The 22162-nt window shown below is 68.6% G+C and carries 22 protein-coding genes; 8 read left to right on the top strand and 14 right to left on the bottom strand.

Features of this window, described 5'->3' with window-relative positions; all coding sequences use genetic code 11:
- Nucleotides 1-8 precede the first annotated feature (8 nt).
- Nucleotides 9-2246: a glycosyltransferase family 4 protein gene (locus tag ACFE65_RS03920; RefSeq protein ID WP_375381033.1), complete on the top strand. Its 2238-nt coding sequence runs from the start codon at nt 9-11 to the stop codon at nt 2244-2246.
- Nucleotides 2247-2330: 84 nt separating this feature from the next.
- On the opposite strand, the gene ACFE65_RS03925 is transcribed toward ACFE65_RS03920, so the two are convergent.
- The 4 genes from ACFE65_RS03925 to petA form a co-directional block, all read right to left on the bottom strand.
- Nucleotides 2331-3290 carry a polysaccharide deacetylase family protein gene (locus tag ACFE65_RS03925; RefSeq protein ID WP_375381034.1) on the bottom strand — a complete coding sequence of 320 codons (960 nt, stop codon included), beginning with the start codon at nt 3288-3290 and terminating at the stop codon, nt 2331-2333.
- 70 nt (nt 3291-3360) lie between these two features.
- Entirely contained in the window at nt 3361-4230 is an 870-nt protein-coding gene (locus ACFE65_RS03930; RefSeq protein ID WP_375381035.1) for a cytochrome c1, read from the bottom strand.
- Nucleotides 4231-4269: 39 nt separating this feature from the next.
- A complete protein-coding gene (locus ACFE65_RS03935) occupies nt 4270-5553 on the bottom strand; it encodes a cytochrome bc complex cytochrome b subunit (RefSeq protein ID WP_375381036.1) in 1284 nt (427 codons plus the stop codon).
- Between the two features lie 5 nt (nt 5554-5558).
- On the bottom strand, nt 5559-6152 hold the full coding sequence (gene petA, locus ACFE65_RS03940) for a ubiquinol-cytochrome c reductase iron-sulfur subunit (RefSeq protein WP_375381037.1): 594 nt from the start codon (nt 6150-6152) through the stop codon (nt 5559-5561).
- A 179-nt stretch (nt 6153-6331) separates the two neighbouring features.
- On the opposite strand from petA, the gene ACFE65_RS03945 reads away from it, so the two are divergent.
- The 3 genes from ACFE65_RS03945 to ACFE65_RS03955 all read left to right on the top strand — a co-directional run bounded on the left by ACFE65_RS03945 (nt 6332) and on the right by ACFE65_RS03955 (nt 8358).
- Nucleotides 6332-6787: a tRNA (cytidine(34)-2'-O)-methyltransferase gene (locus ACFE65_RS03945; RefSeq protein WP_375381081.1), complete on the top strand. Its 456-nt coding sequence runs from the start codon at nt 6332-6334 to the stop codon at nt 6785-6787.
- 112 nt (nt 6788-6899) lie between these two features.
- A complete protein-coding gene (gene hemF / locus ACFE65_RS03950) occupies nt 6900-7742 on the top strand; it encodes an oxygen-dependent coproporphyrinogen oxidase (RefSeq protein ID WP_375381038.1) in 843 nt (280 codons plus the stop codon).
- 4 nt (nt 7743-7746) lie between these two features.
- Entirely contained in the window at nt 7747-8358 is a 612-nt protein-coding gene (locus tag ACFE65_RS03955) for a GNAT family N-acetyltransferase (protein WP_375381039.1), read from the top strand.
- Here ACFE65_RS03955 and ACFE65_RS03960 read toward each other — a convergent pair.
- Nucleotides 8310-9044: a hypothetical protein gene (locus ACFE65_RS03960; RefSeq protein WP_375381040.1), complete on the bottom strand. Its 735-nt coding sequence runs from the start codon at nt 9042-9044 to the stop codon at nt 8310-8312. The genes ACFE65_RS03955 and ACFE65_RS03960 overlap by 49 nt on opposite strands.
- Nucleotides 9045-9075: 31 nt before the next feature.
- On the bottom strand, nt 9076-9918 hold the full coding sequence (locus ACFE65_RS03965; RefSeq protein ID WP_375381041.1) for a glycerophosphoryl diester phosphodiesterase membrane domain-containing protein: 843 nt from the start codon (nt 9916-9918) through the stop codon (nt 9076-9078).
- A gap of 113 nt (nt 9919-10031) precedes the next feature.
- Between ACFE65_RS03965 and lipB the strand changes: the two genes are divergently transcribed.
- The 3 genes from lipB (at nt 10032) to ACFE65_RS03980 (ending at nt 12020) form a co-directional block, all read left to right on the top strand.
- Nucleotides 10032-10688 carry a lipoyl(octanoyl) transferase LipB gene (gene lipB, locus ACFE65_RS03970; protein WP_375381042.1) on the top strand — a complete coding sequence of 219 codons (657 nt, stop codon included), beginning with the start codon at nt 10032-10034 and terminating at the stop codon, nt 10686-10688.
- Nucleotides 10689-10783: 95 nt separating this feature from the next.
- Nucleotides 10784-11065: a hypothetical protein gene (locus tag ACFE65_RS03975; RefSeq protein WP_375381043.1), complete on the top strand. Its 282-nt coding sequence runs from the start codon at nt 10784-10786 to the stop codon at nt 11063-11065.
- 313 nt (nt 11066-11378) lie between these two features.
- Entirely contained in the window at nt 11379-12020 is a 642-nt protein-coding gene (locus ACFE65_RS03980; RefSeq protein WP_375381044.1) for a hypothetical protein, read from the top strand.
- Nucleotides 12021-12140: 120 nt separating this feature from the next.
- On the opposite strand, the gene queE is transcribed toward ACFE65_RS03980, so the two are convergent.
- The 8 genes from queE to ACFE65_RS04020 form a co-directional block, all read right to left on the bottom strand.
- Nucleotides 12141-12770: a 7-carboxy-7-deazaguanine synthase gene (gene queE, locus ACFE65_RS03985; RefSeq protein WP_375381045.1), complete on the bottom strand. Its 630-nt coding sequence runs from the start codon at nt 12768-12770 to the stop codon at nt 12141-12143.
- Between the two features lie 25 nt (nt 12771-12795).
- Nucleotides 12796-13527, bottom strand: coding sequence for a 7-cyano-7-deazaguanine synthase QueC (gene queC / locus ACFE65_RS03990; RefSeq protein WP_375381046.1), 732 nt, complete (start codon nt 13525-13527; stop codon nt 12796-12798).
- Nucleotides 13528-13745: 218 nt separating this feature from the next.
- On the bottom strand, nt 13746-14639 hold the full coding sequence (locus tag ACFE65_RS03995) for an Hsp33 family molecular chaperone HslO (protein WP_375381047.1): 894 nt from the start codon (nt 14637-14639) through the stop codon (nt 13746-13748).
- A 172-nt stretch (nt 14640-14811) separates the two neighbouring features.
- Entirely contained in the window at nt 14812-15732 is a 921-nt protein-coding gene (gene argF / locus ACFE65_RS04000; RefSeq protein ID WP_375381048.1) for an ornithine carbamoyltransferase, read from the bottom strand.
- A gap of 21 nt (nt 15733-15753) precedes the next feature.
- Nucleotides 15754-16944 (bottom strand): aspartate aminotransferase family protein, encoded by a 1191-nt coding sequence (locus ACFE65_RS04005; protein WP_375381049.1) that lies wholly within the window; start codon nt 16942-16944, stop codon nt 15754-15756.
- Nucleotides 16945-17029: 85 nt separating this feature from the next.
- Nucleotides 17030-18205, bottom strand: coding sequence for a hypothetical protein (locus ACFE65_RS04010; RefSeq protein WP_375381050.1), 1176 nt, complete (start codon nt 18203-18205; stop codon nt 17030-17032).
- A 179-nt stretch (nt 18206-18384) separates the two neighbouring features.
- Nucleotides 18385-20382 carry a DNA topoisomerase IV subunit B gene (parE, locus tag ACFE65_RS04015; protein WP_375381051.1) on the bottom strand — a complete coding sequence of 666 codons (1998 nt, stop codon included), beginning with the start codon at nt 20380-20382 and terminating at the stop codon, nt 18385-18387.
- 172 nt (nt 20383-20554) lie between these two features.
- Nucleotides 20555-21250, bottom strand: a complete 696-nt coding sequence (locus ACFE65_RS04020) for a GcrA family cell cycle regulator (RefSeq protein ID WP_375381052.1) — start codon at nt 21248-21250, stop codon at nt 20555-20557.
- 61 nt (nt 21251-21311) lie between these two features.
- Between ACFE65_RS04020 and ACFE65_RS04025 the strand changes: the two genes are divergently transcribed.
- Nucleotides 21312-22160, top strand: a complete 849-nt coding sequence (locus ACFE65_RS04025) for an ABC transporter permease (protein WP_375381053.1) — start codon at nt 21312-21314, stop codon at nt 22158-22160.
- The last annotated feature ends 2 nt before the right edge of the window (nt 22161-22162 follow it).

Below are 22162 nucleotides of genomic sequence, written 5' to 3' on the forward strand. Positions count from 1 at the left end.
TGGCTAGCGTGCCCCCCACCCGCCCCATCCGCATCCTGTTCGTCTTCGCCTGGCTCGTCGTCGGCGGCGAGGAGACGGAGGTGCGGTTGCTGGCGAAGCACCTCGACCCTGCGCGCTATCGGATCGAGGTCGTCGCCTGCTTCCGCCGCGAGAACATGCCCGAGCAGACGCACGACCAGCTCGCGGCCGCGGGCGTAGCGGTGGACACGACGCCCTATCACCTGTCGTTCGACGACACCGTCACCTACCTCGCCGACCTGATCCCCGGATACGATGTCGTTGTCTCGTGCCAGAACGTCGCCGACGTCTATCCCGCGCTCGAGCGGCTGCACCGGCCGCCGCCGCTGATCGAGCATGGCGGACTGGTGTCGGAGGCGCTCGCCGGGCCCAAGCACCTGACCGCGCGCTACGTCGGCGTCTGCGCCTCGATCCGCGACGCCGCCGCGAGCCGGATGCCGGGGCGCGAGGGCGATGCGGTCGCGATCCCGTCGATGGTCGACCTGTCGGCGTTCGACCCCGCTAACCGGACGGGGGCCCGGGCGGAACTCGGCATCGCCGGGGCCACGCCGCTGATCGGCTGGCTAGGGCGCCTGGATGCAAAGAAGCGCGTCGAGGACTTCATCGCCGCCGCCGCGCTGGTCCATGCGGCCCGCCCGGACGCGCGCTTCGTCGTGATCGGCGGCCCGGACGCGTTCATGCTCGACTATGCGCACCGGTTGCGCGAGCAGGCGGATGCGCTGGGCCTGTCGGGCGTGCTGACCTTCCTCGGCGATCGGGCGGACGTGCCTCGGCTGCTGTCGGCGCTCGACGCCTTCTGCTGGCTGTCGCGCGGCGAGGGGATGCCGCATGTCATCGCCGAGGCGGGCGCGGCCGGGCTGCCGGTGGTGGCGACGCGCGATAACGGCTCGGCCGAGCAGATCGACGACGGCGGCTCTGGCCTGTTCGTCCCGCACGAGGACCCGCCCGCGGTCGCCGCGGCGCTCCTGCGGCTGCTGGGCGATCGGGCGCTGGGCAGGCGGCTCGGCGCGGCACTGCGGGCGAAGGTCGAGGCGGATTATGCCGTCCCGGCGGTGGTGCCGCAGTGGGAGGCGCTGATCGCGCAGGTGCTCGCCGAACGACCGCCGCTGGCCCGCCCGACCCGCCTGTTCCGCAGCTTCGTCCAGGGCGGCTTCGAATGTTCGACGCACCGCCGCGCGCATGACCGCGCCCGCGTCGACGTGATCGCGGCGAGCCACCACGACACCCATGCGGAGGCCGATTACCGCGCGCTGGCGACCCATGGCCTGCTGTCGGTGCGCGACGGGCTGCGCTGGCACCTGATCGAGGCGGAGCCGGGCACGTACGACTGGTCCAGCCTCGACGCGCAGCTCGCCGCCGCGCGCGCGGTCGGCACCGAGGTGCTGTGGGATCTGCTCCATTACGGCTGGCCCGACGACATCGACATATGGACGCCCGCCTTCGTCACCCGCTTCGCCGGCTTCGCCGCCGCCGCCGCGCGCTATATCGGTCCCGCGCGGGCCGGAGCGCGCCGCTTCTATGCGCCGGTCAACGAAGTGTCGTTCCTCGCCTGGGCCGGCGGCGACGCGGCCTACCTAAACCCGTTCGCGCGCGGGCGCGGGCATGAGCTGAAGGTGCAGCTAGCGCGCGCGAGCATCGCCGCGATGGAGGCGATCCTGGCGGTCGATCCCGCCGCGCGCTTCGTCCACGCCGACCCTGCGATCCGCGTGATCGCCGACCCTCATCGGCCGTGGGACGCCGCCGGGGCGCTCGGCCACACGCAGGCGCAGTATCAGGGCTGGGACATGATCGCCGGCCGCGCCTGGCCGCAGATCGGCGGCCGCCCCGAGCTGCTCGACGTCGTCGGCGTCAATTTCTACCACAACAACCAGTGGATCCACGGCGGCCCGCCGCTGTCCCCCCACGACCGCCTCGCCCGCCCACTGCGCTACATTCTCGCAAGCACCTGGCAACGCTACGGCCGCCCGATCTTCGTGGCCGAGACCGGCATCGAGGGCGACGCGAGGGCGGACTGGCTGACGTACGTGCTGGCCGAGACGGACGCGGCGATCGCGATGGGCGTGCCGGTGGAGGGCGTGTGCCTGTACCCGGTGCTCGACCATCCGGGCTGGGATGACGGCCGCTATTGCCCCAACGGCCTGCTGAGCTGGTCGGCGGAGGCGGAGGGGCGAGTGGCGCATGCGCCGTTGGCGGACGTGCTGCGGCACCGGGCGGTAGCCGCAATGTGACGGGGAGCTTGGAACAAGTCTGGTCTTTCACAACGACCGTCGAGCGTTCCCGGATCAAGTCGAGGACACGGGCCGACTCACATGCTATTTGGCGGCGTCACCGACGGCGGCGCTGATCCAAGCGGGCGGCTCCTGCTCTAGCCGTCCATCGATCTTGACGTGACGTTCCCGCGCCCAGCGATATCCCCACATGGGACCATATTTCGTCGCAACCGACGGCATCGCCGAGTAGACCGGATCGGCTTGCGCTTCGGCAAGCGATACGAACCTGTAGCCGGCCGAGCGGAACAGTTCGAGCAGGGGCTTGATCGTCGCCGCGTTGAGCCGATTGACGTGCAAGAGCATGATCGCGGGCACGTCGCGCCCGACGACCTTGCGATCCAGCTGATCGTAGTAGGCGATCTGGGTACGGCTGTAGTCGAGATAGGCGCGCGTGATACGCTTCATCTCGGCCGTCTGCCGTGCGGCGAAGGCATGCTCGTAGGCGGTGTTGAACATATAGTCCGAGGTGTCGATCGTCGATGCTGCGAGCGTGTAACCGTGAGCGGCGAGAACCTGCCCGATCGCAGCGCGCCTGGCTTCGGTGTCGCCGACGTGATTGTAGGGAAAGCGGAAGAACGAGATGCCGCGTTCGGCGGTAGCGGCCATCGGCCGGATCGTCGCCTCGCCCTTCACGATCTCGCGCTCGATGCCGGCGACGTCGAGATCGTTGCTGTCGAAGTGACTGTACCCGTGGTTTCCGAGCGCGAGCAGACCCTTGTTCCACTCGGCAAGCAGCCGGGAGCCGACAGGTCCGAGCGCCTGCACCTTGTCCTCGTTGACGAAGCCGGTCGCGGGAACATGCCCGCACCGTAATGCCTGAACGATGCGATGCTGGGCTGCGACAGCCGCTTGGACCGGTGTCTTCGCTCCTTCATTCACGTACGGCAGATCGTCGAAGGTGATCGCGACGACGTGGCGGGGTGCGACCGGCGGCGTCGTCTGAGCGGATGCATCCGCGCCCAACGTCAGGCAATCAGCGAGCAACAACGACGCAAACAGCAACCGACCTACAACAAATCGCCTCACGCCGATCGCACTGCCAGCACAACGACGATAGCGTGTACCCTCGCCCTCAATGCTTAATGTCGCGCCACACGTTCTGATACGCGCCCCAGGCCAGGAAGCAGAAGATCGCGATGAACACCATCGCGGCTAAGCCCGCCGCGTGGCGGTTTTCCAGTTTGGGCTCGGCTGTCCAGGTCAGGAAGGCAGCGATGTCCTTTGCCATCTGGTCAACCGTCGGCTTGGTGCCGTCCGTATACTGGACCTGTCCGTCGCTCTTGAGTGGCGGCGGCATGCCGATGTTGAGCGATGCGAAATACTGGTTGTAGTACAACCCCTTGGGCGTCGCGATGTCGGGGAACTCCTTCAGGAGCTCGGCCGGCTGCTTCACATAGCCGTGACCGACCAGGGAGTAGACGTAGTTCGCCCCGCCGTGCCGCGCCTTGGTGATGTCCGACAGGTCGGGGGGTACCAGATTGTTGTTGGCTGCCTTCGCGGCGATGTCGTTGGCGAACACCAGCGGGAAATGGTCGGACGGCAGGTTCTTGCGCGTCGCCGCCTCGCCCGTGTCGGGATTGGGCGACGGCTGCTCGATCTGCCATTGGTTGGCGATCGCCTTCACCTCGGGCGGCTTGTAACCGAGGTCGGCGAGGTCGCGGAACGACACCAGCCGGATCGAGTGGCAGGCCGAGCAGACCTCCTTGTACACCTGGAACCCGCGCTGCAGCTGGCGCCGGTCGTATTTGCCGAGCACGCCAGCAGACGCGAGATCGGCGTTCAGCAGGTGGGTCCCGGTGGCCGCCTCGGTGCGGCCCTGCACCCACTCCGCCGCCGTTTCAGCCGGCGGCGTCTTGATGCGATCCGACACCGTGCCGAACAGCGCGAGCGCCAGCACGAAGACGAACGCGGCGCCCACCAGAGCTGCGATTGCACGAACCATTATCAATATGCCCCTTTTCGGCCCGTCTTCGTCTTTGTCTTACGCCAGCGCGGTCTGCACCGGGCTGGTGCCCGCATGGTTGTGGAGCACCGCCTCGGTGATCGAGTTGGGCAGCGGCCGTGGACGCTCCGACCGCGAGATGATCGGCAGGACGATCAGGAAGTGCGCGAAATAATAGGCCGCGGTGATCTGTCCCAGGATCGCATAGGTCGGCGTCGCCTCCGAACCACCGACCCAGCCGAGCACCAGCACGTCGGCGACGAGGATCCAAAAGGCGATCCGCGCCTTGGGACGGAAATTGTTCGAGCGCACCGGCGACGAGTCGAGCCACGGCAGGAAGAACAGCAGCAGGATCGAGCCGAACATCGCCAGCACGCCCCACAGCTTGGCCGGCAGGATGAAGTCCGCGGTGAACGAGCGCAGGATCGCGTAGAACGGCCAGAAATACCATTCAGGCACGATGTGCGCCGGCGTCGAGAGCGGGTTGGCCGGGATGTAGTTGTCCGGATGGCCAAGGTAATTGGGCGCGAAGAACAGCAGCCCCGCGAACACCAGCAGGAACACGCCGAGCCCGACCGCGTCCTTCGCGGTGTAATAGGGGTGGAACGGCACCGTGTCCTGCTCGCCCTTGACGTCGACGCCGGTCGGGTTGTTCGAGCCCGGGATGTGCAGCGCCCAGATGTGCAGCATGATGACCGCCGCGATCACGAACGGCAGCAGATAGTGGAGCGAGAAGAAGCGGTTGAGTGCCGCATCATCGGGCGCGAAGCCGCCCAGCAGCCACACGCGGATGCTCTCGCCGACCAGCGGGATCGCCGAGAAGAAACCGGTGATGACCTGCGCGCCCCAGAAGCTCATCTGGCCCCATGGCAGCACATAGCCCATGAAGGCAGTGGCCATCATCAGGAGGAAGATGACGACGCCGAGCAGCCACACCATCTCGCGCGGCGCCTTGTACGAGCCGTAGTACAGCCCGCGGAAGATGTGCGTGTAGACGACGATGAAGAACATCGACGCGCCGTTGGCATGGGCATAGCGCAGGAACCAGCCGGCGTTGACGTCGCGCATGATGTGCTCGACCGAGTCGAACGCGACGCCCGCGTTGGCGGCATAATGCATTGCCAGCACGATGCCGGTGATGATCTGGATGCCCAGCGCCGCGCCAGCGAGCACGCCGAAGTTCCAGAAATAATTGAGATTGCGCGGCACCGGATAGCCCGCGCCGACCGCGTTGTAGATCAGCCGCGGCACCGGCAGTTTCTCGTCCAGCCACCGCATCATCGGCTGCTGCGGCTGGTAATGCTTGGCCCAGGGAAAGCTCATGGCTGTTATCCTGCGACGCCGACGAGCACGGCCGTCGGTGAGGTGAAGTTATAGTCGGGAACGGCGAGGTTCTTGGGCGCGGGCCCCTGGCGGATGCGCGCGGCGGTGTCATATTGCGAGCCGTGGCACGGGCAGAAATAGCCGCCGTACTTGCCGCGGTTCTCACCCTCGTGAATGCCTAGCGGGATGCAGCCCAAATGGGTGCAGACACCCAGCGTGATGAGCCAGTTCTTGTGACCCGCCTTGGTCCGCTGCTCCAGCGTCTGCGGATCGCGCAGCTCGCTGATCTGCACTGCCTCCGCCTCGGTGATCTCCTTGGGCGTCAGGTTGCGCACGAACAGCGGCTGCTTGCGGAACGAGGTGACGATGCCCTGCCCCGCCTCGATCTTCGACAGGTCGATCGCCGTGGTGGACTGGGCGAGCACGTCGGCGGATGGCGCCATCTGGTTGATGAGCGGGAACACGATCGCGAGCGCGCCAACGCCGACGAAGGCAACCGCAGCGATGTTGAGGAAGTCGCGGCGGCGCGGATCGTTCACGTCCTCGTGGAACGGCTCCGGCGACTCACCGGGAGGAACAATGTCTTGGACAGTCGCCATCAACTCAGGCCCTCGGAATGCTGTTCTCGACCGGAGCGGCGATCCCGGCAGGCCGGTCGCGCGGCACCCCGCCGGACCGTCCGTCCCCACGGAAGGCCAGTTCCCTCCTAGCGGCCGGGGCAGCGCTTTGCCAACCTACATTTTGCGGAGCCGGCAGGCCGGGTTAACGCTCGCGCATGATCCGGCTCGCGCTCCACCAACCCGATATCGCCGGCAACGTCGGCACGCTGATCCGGCTGGGCGCCTGCCTGGGCGTGGGAGTCGACCTGATCGAGCCGATGGGCTTCCCGTTCGGCGACCGCTCGCTAGCGCGCGCCGGCATGGACTATCGCGATGCCGCCGACGTGGAGCGGCATGTTGACTGGAGCGCGTTCGTCGCGGCGGCATCCGGGCGGATCGTGCTGCTGACGACGCGGCCGGGCGCGACGCCGCTGCCGGACGCGCTGTTCCGGGCGGACGACACGCTGCTGCTCGGATCCGAAGGCGCGGGCGTGCCCGAACAGGTGCATGCGCAGGCGGACCTGGCGGTGCGAATCCCGATGCGGCCGGGCATGCGATCGCTCAACGTCGCGGTGGCGGGCGCGATCGCAGTGGCGGAGGCGCTGCGCCAGACCGGCGGCTGGCCGGGGGAATGACCCGTCACCCCAGCGAACGCTGGGGTCTCTTTGGAACGTGGTACGCCACTCGACGAGACCCCAGCGTTCGCTGGGGTGACGGGCACGGCTCGCCTGCGCTAGGGCCGCGCCCATGCCACCGCTCGACGCCGACCAAGCCGCCGCCCGTTCCTGGTTCGAGGAGCTGCGGACGCGGATTTGCGCCGCGTTCGAGGGACTCGAGGCGGAGGCCGGCTCCGACGCGCGGTTCGATTATATTACATGGGACCGCGTCGACCCGTCGGGCGAGCCCGGTGGCGGTGGTGTCCGGGGCGTCATGAAGGGCCGCGTGTTCGAGAAGGTGGGCGTCAACGTCTCGACGGTCGGCGGGACGTTCGAGGGCGAGTTCGCGCGATCGATCCGCGGGGCGGGCGAGGACCCGCGCTTCTTCGCCACCGGCATCAGCCTCGTCGCGCACATGGCCAACCCGCATGTGCCCGCCGTCCACATGAACACGCGTTTCCTCGTCACCACCAAGCGCTGGTTCGGCGGCGGCGCGGACCTCAACCCTCCGCTGCCGCGCGACGACGACACGGCCGCGTTCCACGCGGCGATGAAGGCCGCCTGCGACGCGCACGATCCGGGCTTCTACCCCCGCTACAAGGCGTGGGCGGACGAGTATTTCTACATCCCCCACCGCCAGGTCCACCGCGGCGTTGGCGGCATCTTCTACGATCACCTGGAGCGCGACTTCGCCGCCGATTTCGCCTTCACACAGGACGTCGGGCGCGCGTTCCTCGACGTCTATCCCGCCATCGTGCGGGCGCGGATGGACGAGCCGTTCACCCCCGCCGACATGGCGGCGCGCGACGCGTGGCGGGGCCGCTATGCCGAGTTCAACCTGGTCTACGACCGCGGCACCTCGTTCGGGCTCAAGACCGGCGGCAACGTCGATGCGATCCTGATGAGCCTGCCGCCGGTCGCGACATGGGGCTGACGCGGTGGGGCTGACCCCCGTCCCCGCCGATCAGCTCGCGACGGTGGTGACGACGCTGGAGATGCGCGAGCGGCCGCCGCCGCGCCCGATCCCGCCCTCGCGGTTCCGGCTCCAGCGCTGGCCGGCTCCCGCCCCGGACCGCTATCGCGGGCTGTTCCGCCGGGTGGGCGCGCCCTGGCTGTGGTATTCGCGGCTGGCGATGGCCGACGCCGCGCTGACGGCGATCGTCCACGATGCAGATGTGGAGGTGTATGCCGCCGTCGATCCGACCGGGAGCGAGATCGGGATGCTGGAGCTCGATCTGCGTCACACCGGCGCATGCGAGCTGTCCTATGTCGGACTGGTGCCGGCGCTCGCCGGGCACAGCCATGGCCGCTGGCTGATGGCGGAGGCGCTGGTCCGTGCCTGGCGGCCGGGGATCACGCGCGTCTGGGTCCACACCTGCACGCTCGACCATCCCCGCGCGCTCGGCTTCTACCGTGCGCAGGGGTTCGTCGCGGTGCGCCGCACGCTGGAGACGTTTCCCGATCCGCGCGTGGCAGGGCTGTTGCCCCCAACTTGCGCGCCTCACGTCCCGATGCTGGCGCCGCCCTCCTCGCTCGACAGCGCGCGGTAGAGCACCACCGCGATCAGCACGCCCGCAATGGTGACGAGCATCGTCACGCCGGCACCCGCGGCATCGACGATCGCCAACGCCACCGGGTTGGGGGCGTTGAGCGCGCGCAGCCAGCCGTCCATCCCCGCGAACGGCCACAGCAGCAGCAGGCGCGCCGCGATAAGCCCGGCGGCGAGTGCGCTGGTCGTCAACGTCTCCCCCGCCGTCAGCCGCAACGCGCGCCGCGCAGCGCCGATCGTGCCGCGTCGCGGGGCCGCGATCAGCGCCGCGCCAGCTGGCAGCAACCGCCCGGCAACGAAGAACAGGATGCCGCCCAGCGTCACGAACTCGATCACGATGCCCAGCAGCACGAACCGCGGCCAGGCGATCGCCGCCCGCCCGAGCAGGCCGCGCATGTCGGTCGCGCGCGGATCGACGTAGAAGGCGACAAGCGCCGCATGGCCATATTCGATCATCGCCGCGGCGAGCAGATAGGCGCCGGCATGCTCGCCGGCGAATTGCGACTGGAGCCGGAACGCGTCCGCCAGGCCGGTGCCGACCGGCACCGCGAGCGGCGGCGGCACGAGCAGCTGCAGCGCGAGCGACGGGAGCAGGATGAAGGGCAGCGCGATCCGGACCAGAAGATCGCGATCGCGTCGCCACAGTGCCCGGGCCTCGGCCAGGGTGCGCGAGACGGACAGCATCATGAAAGGGAGGAGGTCATTGAAAAGGAGGGGGTCATGCGAAGGCGTACGCCGCTTCCCGCCCGCTGACGACGCGATAGAGTTGCGCGACGAAGGTCGAGCTGACGACGGTCGCGCCTGCCGTCACCGCCGCGCCCGCCACCGCGCCGACGAACTGCGCGGTGGAGACGCCGCCCGCACCGAGCAGGAGCCGCGCGATGACGGTGAAGACGAACTGCGCCGCACTCAGCGCCACGAGCAGCAGGATCAGGGCCAGCAGGATGACGCCGATGATTCGCCACGTCAGCCTGCGGGTCAGCTCGAACGAGCGGGCGACGCTGCGGAGGCCCCGCCGCTCGTTCACGAGCACCGGCAAGGACAGCGCCAGGCGCGCGCCGAGCCAGAAGACGGCCAAGGCGAACAGGAACAGGTAAAGCGAACCTGCCAGGATCAGTCCCGGTGACGCGCCGGCGGCAAGCGTGGCCGCGCCATCCACCGTAAGCGTGGTCAGCCGCGATGCGCTCGGCCCCAGTCCGATGCCTAGCATGGCGAGCCCCGGTACCGCCGCCAGCATCACGACGAGGCCGACCAGCACCGTCAGTCCGATCGCGGGCCCCAATCGCCTTGCGGCGACGGCGAACGCGGCCTGACGGTCGATCGGCGGTTCGCCCGCCGCGGCGACCAGCGCCAGATTGCCCCAGATCGCCATCAGAACCACCACGATCCCGACCAGGCCGGCAAGGCCGAGCGCCGCCGGCGTGGTTCCGACATGGGCGGACACCGCATCCTGAACGACCGCGGGAAGGAACAGCAGCAGCGCCGCGATCCCCGCGAGCATCGACCCGCGCCCGCGCAGCACCTCGGCGGTGCGATCCCAGATCGCGCTCATCGTCACCATGCGCAGGCCTCCCGGTTCGTCCATCGGTTCCGCGCACCGACCGGGCGCCGGGCGACTGTAGCCGATCCCCGCCGGCTTGCCAGCCCGCACGCGAACCGCCACCTGACCTAGCGATGACAGGCGACACCTCTATCGAGTGGCGGGTGACGCCGGGCCTGACGTCCTATGCCGATGCGCTGGCGGCGATGGAGGCGCGCGCCGCCGCCGTCGCCACGGGCACGGAGCGCGAACTGGTGTGGCTGCTCGAGCATCCGCCGGTCTACACCGCGGGCACCAGTGCCGATCCCGCCGAGCTCATCGAGCCCCGGTTCCCGGTGATCGCGGCGGGTCGCGGCGGGCGCTACACCTATCATGGGCCCGGCCAGCGCGTCGGCTATCTGGTGCTCGACCTCAATCGACGCGGGCGCGACGTCCGCTGCTTCGTCCACGCGGTCGAGGGTTGGGTCATCGCCGCGCTTGCCGGGATCGGCATCGGCGCGCATCGCTCGCCGGGACGGGTCGGCATCTGGACGCTCCTGCCTGACGGGCGCGAGGCGAAGATCGGCGCGATCGGCGTGCGCGTGCGTCGCTGGGTGACGCTGCACGGCTTCGCGGTGAACCTCGCGCCCGACCTGTCGCACTTCGGCGGCATCGTGCCGTGCGGCCTGCCCGATCCCGTCACCAGCGCCGCCGCGCTGGGCCGGTCAGCCGACTTCGCAACTTTTGACGCGGCTCTCGCGTTGCGGAAGGTGGAGTTTCTTGAAACTCTTTCTTGTCCGGTCGAAAACTAGGCTTGAGAGCAGGGTGTTTAGCGTCTAATATCCAGTGAGATTTGGGTGATAGGGGCCGACGCACCGTCCAAATCCTTATCCAAGGGAGCTTATCAATGCGTGCACTCTTCACGAAGGCAGTCGCCGGCTCGATGATCGCCGGCGCGGCGCTGATGGTCTCGGCTTGCGGCAGCAAGACCACCGAGAACGCCACCGACAACACGACGGTCACGGACATGAACGCGACCGAGGGCATGGACACGATGACCGACAACATGACGACGACAGACGGCTCGACCGGCAACGGCGGCATGATGGCCAACGACTCGTCGATGTCCAACTCGGGCATGATGTCGAACTCGTCGATGATGACGAACAGCACCGGCAACGCGATGTAATCGCACCCGTTCGGGTTGTTATACGGCAAGGGGCCGTCCGGATCGCCGGACGGCCCCTTTTTCGTAGCATCGGCATCAGCGCCCGCCGGCCACGCTTCACGCAGCGCCGATCGTTTCGTTCCAGTCTCTGTCACGTTCCGGACTCGGTTCGGCGCAAATACCGGTAAGTCCGTCCAAACATGATGAATCATGCTTGGGCGAGCCGCGGCCATCGCGTACGGCCGATGCGCAGGGTCCGATGAGGGGTTTGACGATGCGAGTAGTGCGTGGGGCGGCTGGTCTGGTCGCTGCGGGAATGCTGGCAGGTGGGGCGATGCCCGCATCGGCGCAATTCTACGTGAAGTCGCGCGATCTTGCCGGAGCGCCCGTGCAAGGTGACGAACCCGGCATCACGCAGCCGCTGCCCGGCGCGACGCCGGCGGAAGTGCGCGCGGGCCTCGTCTGGACGATGCGCGCCGCGCTCAACCTGGCGGCGCTGCAGTGCGACTTTCAGCCGACGTTGACGACGGTGGCCAACTACAATGCGGTGTTGCGGGACCATAAAGCCGAGCTCGGCGCCTCCTGGGAGACGCTCGGCAAGTATTTCACGCGCGTCAACGGCAAGTCCAAGCGGGTGGGCGACGCAGCACTCGAACATTATCAGACTCAAACCTGGTCAAGCTTTTCCACCGTCGCGGCACAGTTTACTTTCTGCCAGACGGCGAGCTCAATCGGGCGCGACGCGCTGTTCACGCCGCGCGGAAAATTCGCTGCGTTGGCCGAGGAGCGGATGCGCGAGATCCGCAACAGCCTGACGCCGTGGGGCGAACAGGCGCTGCTCCGCTATGTCTATGCCGATCGGTCGGCGCTGCCGCGGTTCGACCCGATCTGCTGGAACAAGAAGGGCGAGTGGGTGACCAAGAAGTGCGGCGCGCAGAACTGGCCCCCCGCCGGCACCGGCATGGCTGCGCGCTGAGGTACGCTCGTGCGTCACACGACCTGACCCGTTCGCCCTGAGCCTGTCGAAGGGGCATGTCGCAGGTGCTTCGACGAGCTCAGCACGAACGGAACTAGTTGGATCAGCCCGTAAGCCGCTCTAGCGCAGGCCCAGCAGCTTGTGCGTCTGGAGCGACAGTCGCCAGCGCGGCCGCTCCATCGCGAGCGCGAGCGCAGCGGCCTGACCCGGCGCGGCGGGATCGTCGAGCGGTTGGACGAGGTGATGGGTGAACGCCCATGTCTCCAGCGCGGCGGGGTCGATCCCCGACTGCGGCCAGACGAGCTTTAGTTCGTCGCCCGTCCGCTGCACCACTATGCTGCCCGCCTTTGGGCTGACGCACACCCAGTCGAGATCGGGATGCGCGCGCAACGTGCCGTTGGTCTCGATCGCGACCCGGAAGCCGGCGGCATGCAGCGCCGCGACCAGCGCGCCGTCGACCTGGAGCATCGGCTCACCGCCGGTCAGCACGGCAAAGCGGCGCTCGACGCCTTCGCCCCAATGCTCAACCGCCGCCGCGACGAGCGCGCCGGCATCGGCGAAGCGGCCCCCGCCAATGCCGTCGGTGCCGACGAAATCCGTATCGCAGAAGCGGCAGACCGCAGTCGCCCGATCGGCTTCGCGCCCCGACCACAGGTTGCAGCCAGTAAAGCGCACGAACACGGCGCGCGCGCCCGCGTTCACCCCCTCGCCCTGGAGCGTCAGGAACATCTCCTTGACCGCATAACTCATGCGCCGGCGCTCACTCGGGCCACGCTCAAAGGGGCTCTGCGGCGTAGCGGGTCGGATCGGGCAGTGCCGCGTCCCGGAACCCGCGGTGCCGCAGTCGGCAACTGTCGCATTGCCCGCAATGCAGTCCGCCCGGTGCCGGATCGTAGCATGACCAGCTCAGCCCCGCGTCCAACCCGAGCCGCGCCGCCTCGCGCACGATATCGGCCTTGGTCATGTGCTGGAGCGGCGCCCGGATGCGGAAAGGCTCGCCCTCCACGCCCGCCTTGGTGGCGAGCGCCGCGAGATGCTCGAAGCCTGCGACGAACTCGGGCCGGCAATCGGGATAGCCCGAATAGTCGAGCGCATTGACGCCGATGTACAGGTCATGCGCGCCCGCCGCCTCCGCCCAGCCCAGCGCCAGCGACAGGAAGATCGTGTTGCGCGCCGGCACATAGGTGACGGGGATGCCGCCGCCTTCCTCGGCCGTCAGCGTCCCCGCGCCGTCCTTGGGCACCGCGATGTCCGCCGTCAGCGCGGAGCCGCCGAACGCCGAGAGGTCGAGATCGATCACCACATGCCGCTCGGCGCCCAGCGCGGCGGCGATGCGGCGCGCGGCCTCCAGCTCGATCGCATGGCGCTGGTGATAGTCGATCGACAGGGCCAGCAACCGGTGCCCGTCCTCCCGCGCACGCGCCGCCGACACCATCGAGTCGAGCCCACCCGACACGAGCACCACCGCGGCCGTTGCTGTTGCTTGCCCAAATGTCTGTGCCGTCATGATCGCCGGCGCGCTACGCGCATCGTCAGGCCGGGGCAATCGACGCCCCCGAAGGAACGGCCGCCCCCGCTGCGTCTAGCGGAAGGCGGCCGAAGGAAGCTCGCAAGAGCGATCGGGAGAAAGCGTGCCCGCAAAGGAACACGACGATCGCTGTAGCTGGAAGGACTTAAGAGCTCGTTAATGCAGATCACGCTGACTTGATTTTGAAACATTCCAGATCAATCCGCTACCGCGCTGACCGGAAACGGAAAGGACGTCGCGCAGAATGCGCAATCGACGCGGATCAGTCCGTCCGCTTCCGCCATCGCGCGCTGTTCCTCGACCGGGAACCTGGCGAGCACGCTGGCAATGTGCTCGGGCGTACAGCGGCAACCGCGCGCGATCGGCATCGAGGCGAGCAGGCGCACGTCCTCCTCCTCGTTGAACAGCCGCCATACGAGCGTCTCGAGCGGCAGGCCCTCGGCCGTCAGTTCGTCCGCGCCCATCGTCGCGCCGAGCGCGGCGACATGCTCCCATTCAGGGTGATCGAGCCGGGTATGCAGCCGCTCCCGCCCCTCCTCGCCCTCGGGCAGATGCTGGAGGAACAAGCCGCCGGCGACCGTGCGCCCTTCTGCCTTGCGGACGCCGATGCGGACGAGGCTGGGGATCTGTTCGGACTGGACGAAATAGCTCTGCGCCGCCTCGGCGAGCGAGTCGCCGTCGAGCGGCACGATCCCCTGGTAGCGCTCACGCGTCGAGGCGAGGTCGAAGGTGATCGCAAGATAACCGGCGCCGAACAGCGCGAACAGCGACGGCGTCTCCGGCCCCCCCGCCAGCCGATCGGCGTCATAGTCGACATAGCCGCGCACTTGCCCGCCGCGATAGTCGCACACCAGCAGCCGGACGATGCCGCCGTCGGTCTGCGCCTGCATCGTGAGCTGGCCGTCCGCGTCCTTAAGCGTCGAGCCGAGCAGCGCGGCCACCGTCAGCGCCTCCGCAAGCAGCGCCTCGATCGCGGGAGGGTAGGCATGCGCCGCCAGCACCGCGTCGAGCGCAGGGCCAAGCCGGACGACCCGTCCCCGCGCGCTGCGGGACGGAATCGCAAAGCCGAGCGCGCGGTCGAGGTCGGTCACCAGTTGTTCGTCCACACCATCACCGTTCAGGCCGCGCTTCCTACCACCGTTCAGGCTGAGCTTGTCGAAGCCCTGCCCTTCTTCTCCCGCGGCCGAGGAAGGCAGCCCTTCGACTGGCTCAGGGTAGACGGCTTCTAGCTGACGCCTTGAAATGGGAACCGCGAGCCTTTGTTCAACCAATCTGCCCGAAGCACCAGCGCAGGATCGACTTCTGTGCGTGCAGCCGGTTCGCCGCCTCCGGCCAGATCAGCGACTGCGGCCCGTCGATGACCGCAGCCGCCACCTCCTCGCCTCGGTGCGCGGGCAGGCAGTGGAGGAACACCGCATCGGCCTTGGCCGCCGCCATCAGCGCCGGAGTCACCTGATAAGGGGCGAGCGCGGCGAGCTTGGTCGCGGCCTCGTCCTGCCCCATACTGATCCACGTATCGGTCATGACCACGTCCGCGCCTGCCACCGCCTCCCGTGGATCGGCCACCACGCGCGCGCGGCCGGACGCGGCGACGATCGCCTGTTCCTCGGGCTGGAACCCCTGCGGGCAGGCGGCGACGACGTCGAACTTCATCAACCCCGCCGCCTCCACGATCGAGGCGAGCACGTTGTTGCCGTCCCCCAGCCACGCGACCTTCAGCCCCGGCAACGCCTTGCCCGCCTCCAGCAGCGTCAGCAGGTCCGCCATGATCTGGCAGGGGTGCGACCGGTCGGTGAGGCCGTTGACGACGGGCACGCTGGCATGGGCGGCCATCTCCAGCAGCTTGGTGTGATCGTCGGTGCGCAGCATGATCGCATCGCAATAGCCCGACAGGATGCGCGCGGTGTCCGCCACCGTCTCGCCGCGGCCGAGCTGCGTCGTCGCGGCGTCCAGCACCAGCGCCGACCCGCCGAGCTGGCGGATCGCCATGTCGAAGCTGACGCGCGTGCGGGTGGACGACTTCTCGAACACCATTGCCAGCGTGTGACCGGCGAGCGGCGCGTCGGCGTCGGGCGCGCCCTTGGGCAGGCCCGCGCGCGCGGCCTTACGGTCGAGCGCGTCGACCAAGATCGCGGCGACCCCGTCCGCACCGGCATCGGAGAGCGAGAGGAAGTGGCGGGTCATGCCAAGGTTTCCGCCGCGCCCTCAGTCATCCGCCGCATCGACATACACCCGCGCCGCCGCGCTCAGCGTCTCGACGAACTCGGCGATATGGTGTTCCTCCACCACCAGCGGCGGCAGGATGCGGACGACGTTCTCGCCCGCCGACACGGTCAGCACATGGTGCTCGTCGCGCAGGAAGGCGACGAAGCGGCGCGCATCGACTTTCATCTTCAGGCCGACCATCAGCCCGGCGCCGCGGACATGGTCGAACAGATGGTCGTGGTTGGGGATCATCTGTTCGAGCGAGGCGCGCAACCGGTCGCCCATCTTGGCGACGTGCGGCAGGAAACCGGGATCGCCCATCACGTCGAGCACCGCCGTGCCCGCCGCCATCGCCAGCGGGTTACCGCCATAGGTGGAGCCGTGCGTGCCCGCGACCATGCCCTTGGCCGCGCGTTCGGTGGCGAGGCACGCACCGAGCGGAAAGCCGGCGCCGATCCCCTTGGCCACCGCCATGACGTCCGGCGTGATGCCCACCTGCTCGTGATAGAACATCGTGCCTGTCCGGCCATAGCCGCACTGAACCTCGTCCAGCACTAGCAGGAGCCCGTGCTCGTCGCACGCGGCGCGCAGGCCGTGGAGGAACGCCGGCGTCCCGACCGACACGCCGCCCTCGCCCTGGATCGGCTCGACCAGGAAGCCGGCGGTGTGCTCGTCCACCAGCGCCAGCGCGGCGTCCAGGTCGTTGAACGGCGCCTGGACGAAGCCGGGCAGCAGCGGCTCGAACCCGTCGCGCATCTTGGGCTGGTTGGTCGCGCTGATCGTGCCGAGCGTCCGGCCGTGGAACGCCTGGTTGAAGGTGATGAGCGTGTGCCGCTCGGGATGGCTGTCGGCATAGTGGAACCGGCGCGCGGTCTTGATCGCGCACTCCACCGCCTCGGCGCCCGAGTTGGTGAAGAACACCGTGTCGGCGAACGTCAGGTCCACCAGCCGCTGCGCCAGCGCCTCGCCCTGTGGGCTACCGTAGAGGTTGGAGACGTGCATCAACGTCGCGGCCTGATCCGCGATCGCCTTCACCAGCGCGGGGTGACCATGGCCGAGCGCGTTGACGGCGATGCCGCTTGCGAAATCGAGGTAGCGCTCGCCAGCCTCGCCGAACAGGTAGCAGCCCTCGCCTCGCACCGGACGCACCGCGCACCGTGGGTAGACGGGCATCAGGGCGGTGGTGGGCACGGGACTTCTCCTTCTCTCCGCAACGAGAAAGGGCGGCCCGATGCGGACCGCCCGATTATCGCCCTTAGCGTCGCGCCCGCCGTCGTCAACCGGTCGTAGGGGTCCCGGAGGCGGAGGCGGGCGGCGCAGCCGCCGGCGACGTGCCCGGCGCGGCGCCGGCCGGCTCGTCCGACAGGTCGAGCATCTCGACCCGCGGCTGGCCGTCGCGGGTCGGGATGCGGGACTCCGACGCGGTGCGATCAAAGAACGACGTGTAGGTATAACGCTCGACGCGCAGCAGGCCGGGATCGCCCGCGCGGAGCTTGAGCGGCGCGTACCGTCGGCTGCGGACCGACGTGAGCACCGGCTTGTCCCAATAACTCACCGTCGGCTTGCTCTCACGCAACACCCCGACGTCGTCGACGCTGCCGTCAGGCTTGATCCAGAACGACACGTCGACCCACTGGCCCTCGAAGCTGCCGACGGGCAGGCGAGTGAGCGAGTCGCGTGTTGGAGCTGAATCATCGATGGTCACCGCCTCCGGCCGGCCAGGCATCCTGATCGGGTCGGCTTGGATCAGCACCGGCCGCGTGCCGGACAGGCGCGTCCGCATCTCCGCCATCACCACCTCCAGCGGCTGCGGGCGGCCATGCTTCGCATCGTATTGCGCCCGGATCACACGGGCGACGAACGCATAGGACGCCAGTTGCGGATCGGGATCGTGCGCGAGCGCATCCACCTCCGCCACGGCTTCGTGCTCCGCGCCCGTGCCCAGCGCATCCGCCGCGACACGCAGGTCGGCCGACACCGTGCGCAGCCGCGCAGTTCCTTCCAGCACCGGCAGGTTCAGCGCCTTCGCCTCGCGTGCCACCTTACGATAGATGTCCAGCGCCTGGTCGAAGTCGCCGACCTGCGCGAACATGTCCGCCACCTCCAGCCGTTCGGCGAGGACGCGCGGGTCGGTCGCGGGCAGCCCGGCCTTCAGCGCGTCGAGCGAGCCCAGCGTCGTCCGGCGATAATCCTCCACCTCGCCCAGATGGACGTCGACGCGCGAACTCGCGCGCAGCAGGTCGGACACCGGCACCGGATAGTGTTTCGCGAACTTGCGATTGCGGCCGGCGGAGTCCTGCAGCGTTACGCGCGCCTGTTTGTAGTCGCCCGCAACGAACTGGTTCTCGGCGTGCGCCAGTGTCGTGCGGATGTCCTCGTCGGGCGGACAATGGCGAGCGATGCACGCCTTCAGTGCGGCGCCGGTGTCCGACAGGCGTCGGCCGGTAACCACGACATCCTTCGTCTGTGCCGTCGTCGTGGGGGGCGTGGCAGCTTGAGCAAGAACGCTCGCGGGCGCGGATGCAAGAACAAGGGCGACGAGCCGGGCAGAAACGTTGATCATGGCGACGATCTCCACTTGCGGGGGAACATCGTGGTTCCACCGCAACTGTCAAGACGGCCGCTCCCCCATCACGCGTCGATCGCCTCCTCGTCCAGCCGTGCCGCGTTCTCCTGGATGAACGCGAAGCGGTGCGCCGGGTTATTGCCCATCAACCGCTCGACCAGATCCTTCACCCCCGCCCGTTCCTCATATTCCTGCGGCAGGGTGATGCGGAGCATGCCGCGGGTCGCGGGGTCCATCGTCGTCTCGCGCAGCTGCATCGGATTCATCTCGCCCAGCCCCTTGAAGCGTGCGACCTCGACCTTCTTGCCCCTGAATTGCGTCCGCTCGATCTCGGCGCGGTGCGCGTCGTCGCGGGCGTAGAGGCTCTTGGCGCCCACGGTCAGCCGGTACAGCGGCGGTTGTGCCAGATGCAGGTGCCCGCGCCGGACGAGCTCGGGCATCTCCTGGAAGAAATAGGTCATCAGCAGCGTCGCGATATGCGCGCCGTCGACGTCCGCATCCGTCATGATGACGATCCGCTCGTAGCGGAGCAGCTCGGGCCGGCAGTCTTTCCGCGTGCCGCAGCCGAGTGCCAGCGTCAGGTCCGCGATCTCCTGGTTGCCCATGATCTTGGCGGCGGTGGCCGACGCGACGTTCAGGATCTTGCCGCGGATCGGCAGGATCGCCTGCGTCTTCCTGTCGCGCGCCTGTTTGGCGCTGCCGCCAGCCGAGTCGCCCTCGACGATGAACAGCTCGGTGCCGCGAGGATCGTCCGCCGAGCAATCCGTCAGCTTGCCGGGCAGCCGCAGCTTGCGCGCAGACGTCGCCGTCTTGCGCTTGACCTCGCGCTCCGCCTTGCGCCGCAGCCGCTCGTCCATTCGCTCCAGCACATAGCCGAGGAGCGCCTTGCCGCGGTCCATGTTGTGGCCGAGCCAATGGTCGAAATGATCGCGCATTGCCTTCTCGACCAGCCCCGCGGCCTCCGGGCTGGTGAGCCGGTCCTTGGTCTGGCTCTGGAACTGCGGCTCGCGGATGAAGACGGACAGCATCGTCTCGCACCCGACCATCAGGTCGTCGGCGGTGATCTCCTTGGCCTTCTTGTTGCCGACGAGGTCGCCGAAGCCGCGCAGCCCCCGCACCAGCGCCTGGCGCAGGCCCTGTTCGTGGGTACCGCCGTCGGGCGTCGGGATGGTGTTGCAATACCAGCTCGCCGAGCCGTCGCTCCACAGCGGCCAGGCGACCGCCCATTCCGCCCGCCCCTGCCCGACGCCGTCCGCCTTGACGGGGAAATCCTGCGTGCCCGCGAACATCTCGGCGGTGGCGCACTCGCGGTCGCCGATCTGGTCCTTCAGGTGATCGGCGAGGCCACCCGGGAACTGGAACACCGCCTCCGCTGGCGTCGTGTCGCCGTCCGCGATCAGCGACGGCGCGCAATGCCAGCGGATCTCGACGCCCGCGAACAGATAGGCCTTCGACCGCGCGAGCTGGCACAGGCGCGCGGGCTTGAACTGCATCTCGGGCCCGAAGATCTCGGTGTCGGGGACGAACGCGACGGACGTGCCGCGCCGGTTGGGCGTGCCGCCCAGCGTCTCCAGCGGACCCAGCGTCTGTCCGCGCGAGAACCGCTGGCGATAGAGCTGCTTGCCACGCGCGACCTCCACGATCGTCTCGCTGGACAGCGCGTTGACGACGCTGATGCCGACGCCGTGCAGCCCGCCACTGGTGGCATAGGCCTTGCCGGCGAACTTGCCGCCCGAGTGCAGCGTCGACAGGATCACCTCCAGCGCTGACTTGTCGGGAAACTTGGGGTGCGGGTCGACCGGAATGCCGCGGCCGTTGTCGGTGATGGTCAGCCGGTTGCCCGGCTCCAGCGTCACCTCGATCCGCGATGCATGGCCCGCGACCGCCTCGTCCATCGCATTGTCGAGCACCTCGGCGGCAAGGTGATGCAGCGCCCGCTCGTCGGTGCCGCCGACGTACATGCCCGGCCGGCGGCGGACGGGCTCCAGCCCCTCGAGCACCTCGATCGACGAGGCGTCGTAGCTTGAGGAGGGTTGATCCGGCGCAGCGAACAGGTCGGTCATGCGAACACTATAGGAACACTGGCCGGGATGCCAAGCGACTCCCTCGGCTGGAACCGTGAACTGATAGTTGATGGTCGGCCGGTCACGGGCAAAGCCCGTGACGTCGGACGGGTTCGCTGGCGCGACCCACCGGCCGGGCGGTCCAAGGGCGCGATCGCCCGGCTTCGCTGGCTCAACGCGCCCTTGGGCCGCCGAACGGCAGCGGCGGCGGCGGCGGGCGGCGGTCGCGACGCGGCAGCTGCGCCTGGTACGCGTGGCCGCAATGCTGGATGCAATAGGGAAAGCCCGGGTTCACCTTGTCGCCGCAGAAGTGGAAGTCGGGCTCGCCCGGATGGCCCAGCGGCCATTTGCAGATCTTGTCGTTAAGATCGAGCAGGCTGGTCTTGCCCGCGATCTCGGCCGACGGCTTGGCCGGCACCAGACGGCGCGGCGGCGCGGGAGCGATCGGCGGCTGTTGCTCGCCGGGCGTCTGGCGCACGAAACCGCCCGGCCCGACGGAGCGCATGATCGGCTGGGGCGCGGGCGCCGGAATGGACGGCGCCGCCACCGGCTCGTCCGCATCGTCGTCGGCCTCGACCGGTGCGGCGGTCACCGCCTCTTCGGCAGCCGCCACCGGCGTCTCGTCTTCGGTTCCCGCCGCTACTTCGGGGGACACTTCCTCGATCACGTTCAATTCCTCTGTCGCCGGCGCTGCTGCCGGCTCGTTTGTCTTCACCGGCGACGGGCGCGGCTGAAGGTTCAGGCGATGCGCCTTGCCGATCACCGCGTTCCGGCTGACGCCACCCAGCGCTTCGGCGATCTGGCTCGCCGTCTGGCCGGCCTCCCACATCGCCTTCAACTGCTCGATCCGCTCGTCGGTCCAGGTCATCATTGCGCACGGCTCCAAATCGTCTGGCCAATCCCACCGGCAACGCGTACCCCGGCCGGCGATGAGCAGCCAGCCCCCGATCGGACACCTTTCGGCGATCAGAAACGACCCCGGCGTACCGGTGATCCGGAATGTCAACTGGGGCGGCCTGCGTACGCTCTATGTGAAGGAGGTGCGCCGGTTCTTCAAGGTGCAGCTCCAGACGGTCTGGGCGCCCGCGATCCAGACGTTGCTGTACCTCGTCGTGTTCACCACCGCGCTCGGCGGCCGCGGCGCGGTGCGGGTGGGCGGCGGCACCGTCGCCTTCGCCGATTTCGTCGGGCCGGGCCTGATCGTCATGGGCATGATGACCAGCGCGTTCGCCAACGCCAGCTTCTCGCTGCTGGTCGGCAAGATGCAGGGCACGATCGTCGATTACCTGATGCCGCCGCTCTCGGTTCCCGAGCTGATGACGGCGCTGGTCGGCAGTTCCGTCACCCGTGCGGCGTGCGTCGGCGGCGCGGTGTGGCTGGCGATGCTGGTCACGCCGGGCATCCACGTCGTGCCGCTGCATCCGCTCGTGGCGCTCGGCTTCGGGCTGTTGGGATCGGTGTTCCTCGCGTTCCTGGGACTGCTGACGTCGATCTGGGCGGACAAGTTCGACCATTCCGCCGCGGTCAGCAATTTCGTCGTCGGGCCGCTGACGTTGCTGTCGGGCACCTTCTATTCGGTCGACCGGCTGGCGCCGGCGTTCCGGGTCGCTAGCCACTTCAACCCGTTCTTCTACGTCATCTCCGGCTTCCGCTATGGATTCCTCGGCATCGCGGACTCGCCGGTAGGGATCGGCGCGGCGGTCGTGCTGGGGGTGGACGTCGTGCTGGGCGTCGCCTGCTATGTGGCGCTCAGCCGCGGCTGGAAGCTGAAGAACTGATC

Origin of the sequence: uncultured Sphingomonas sp. (assembly GCF_964237335.1) — a bacterium.
Lineage (GTDB): Bacteria > Pseudomonadota > Alphaproteobacteria > Sphingomonadales > Sphingomonadaceae > Sphingomonas.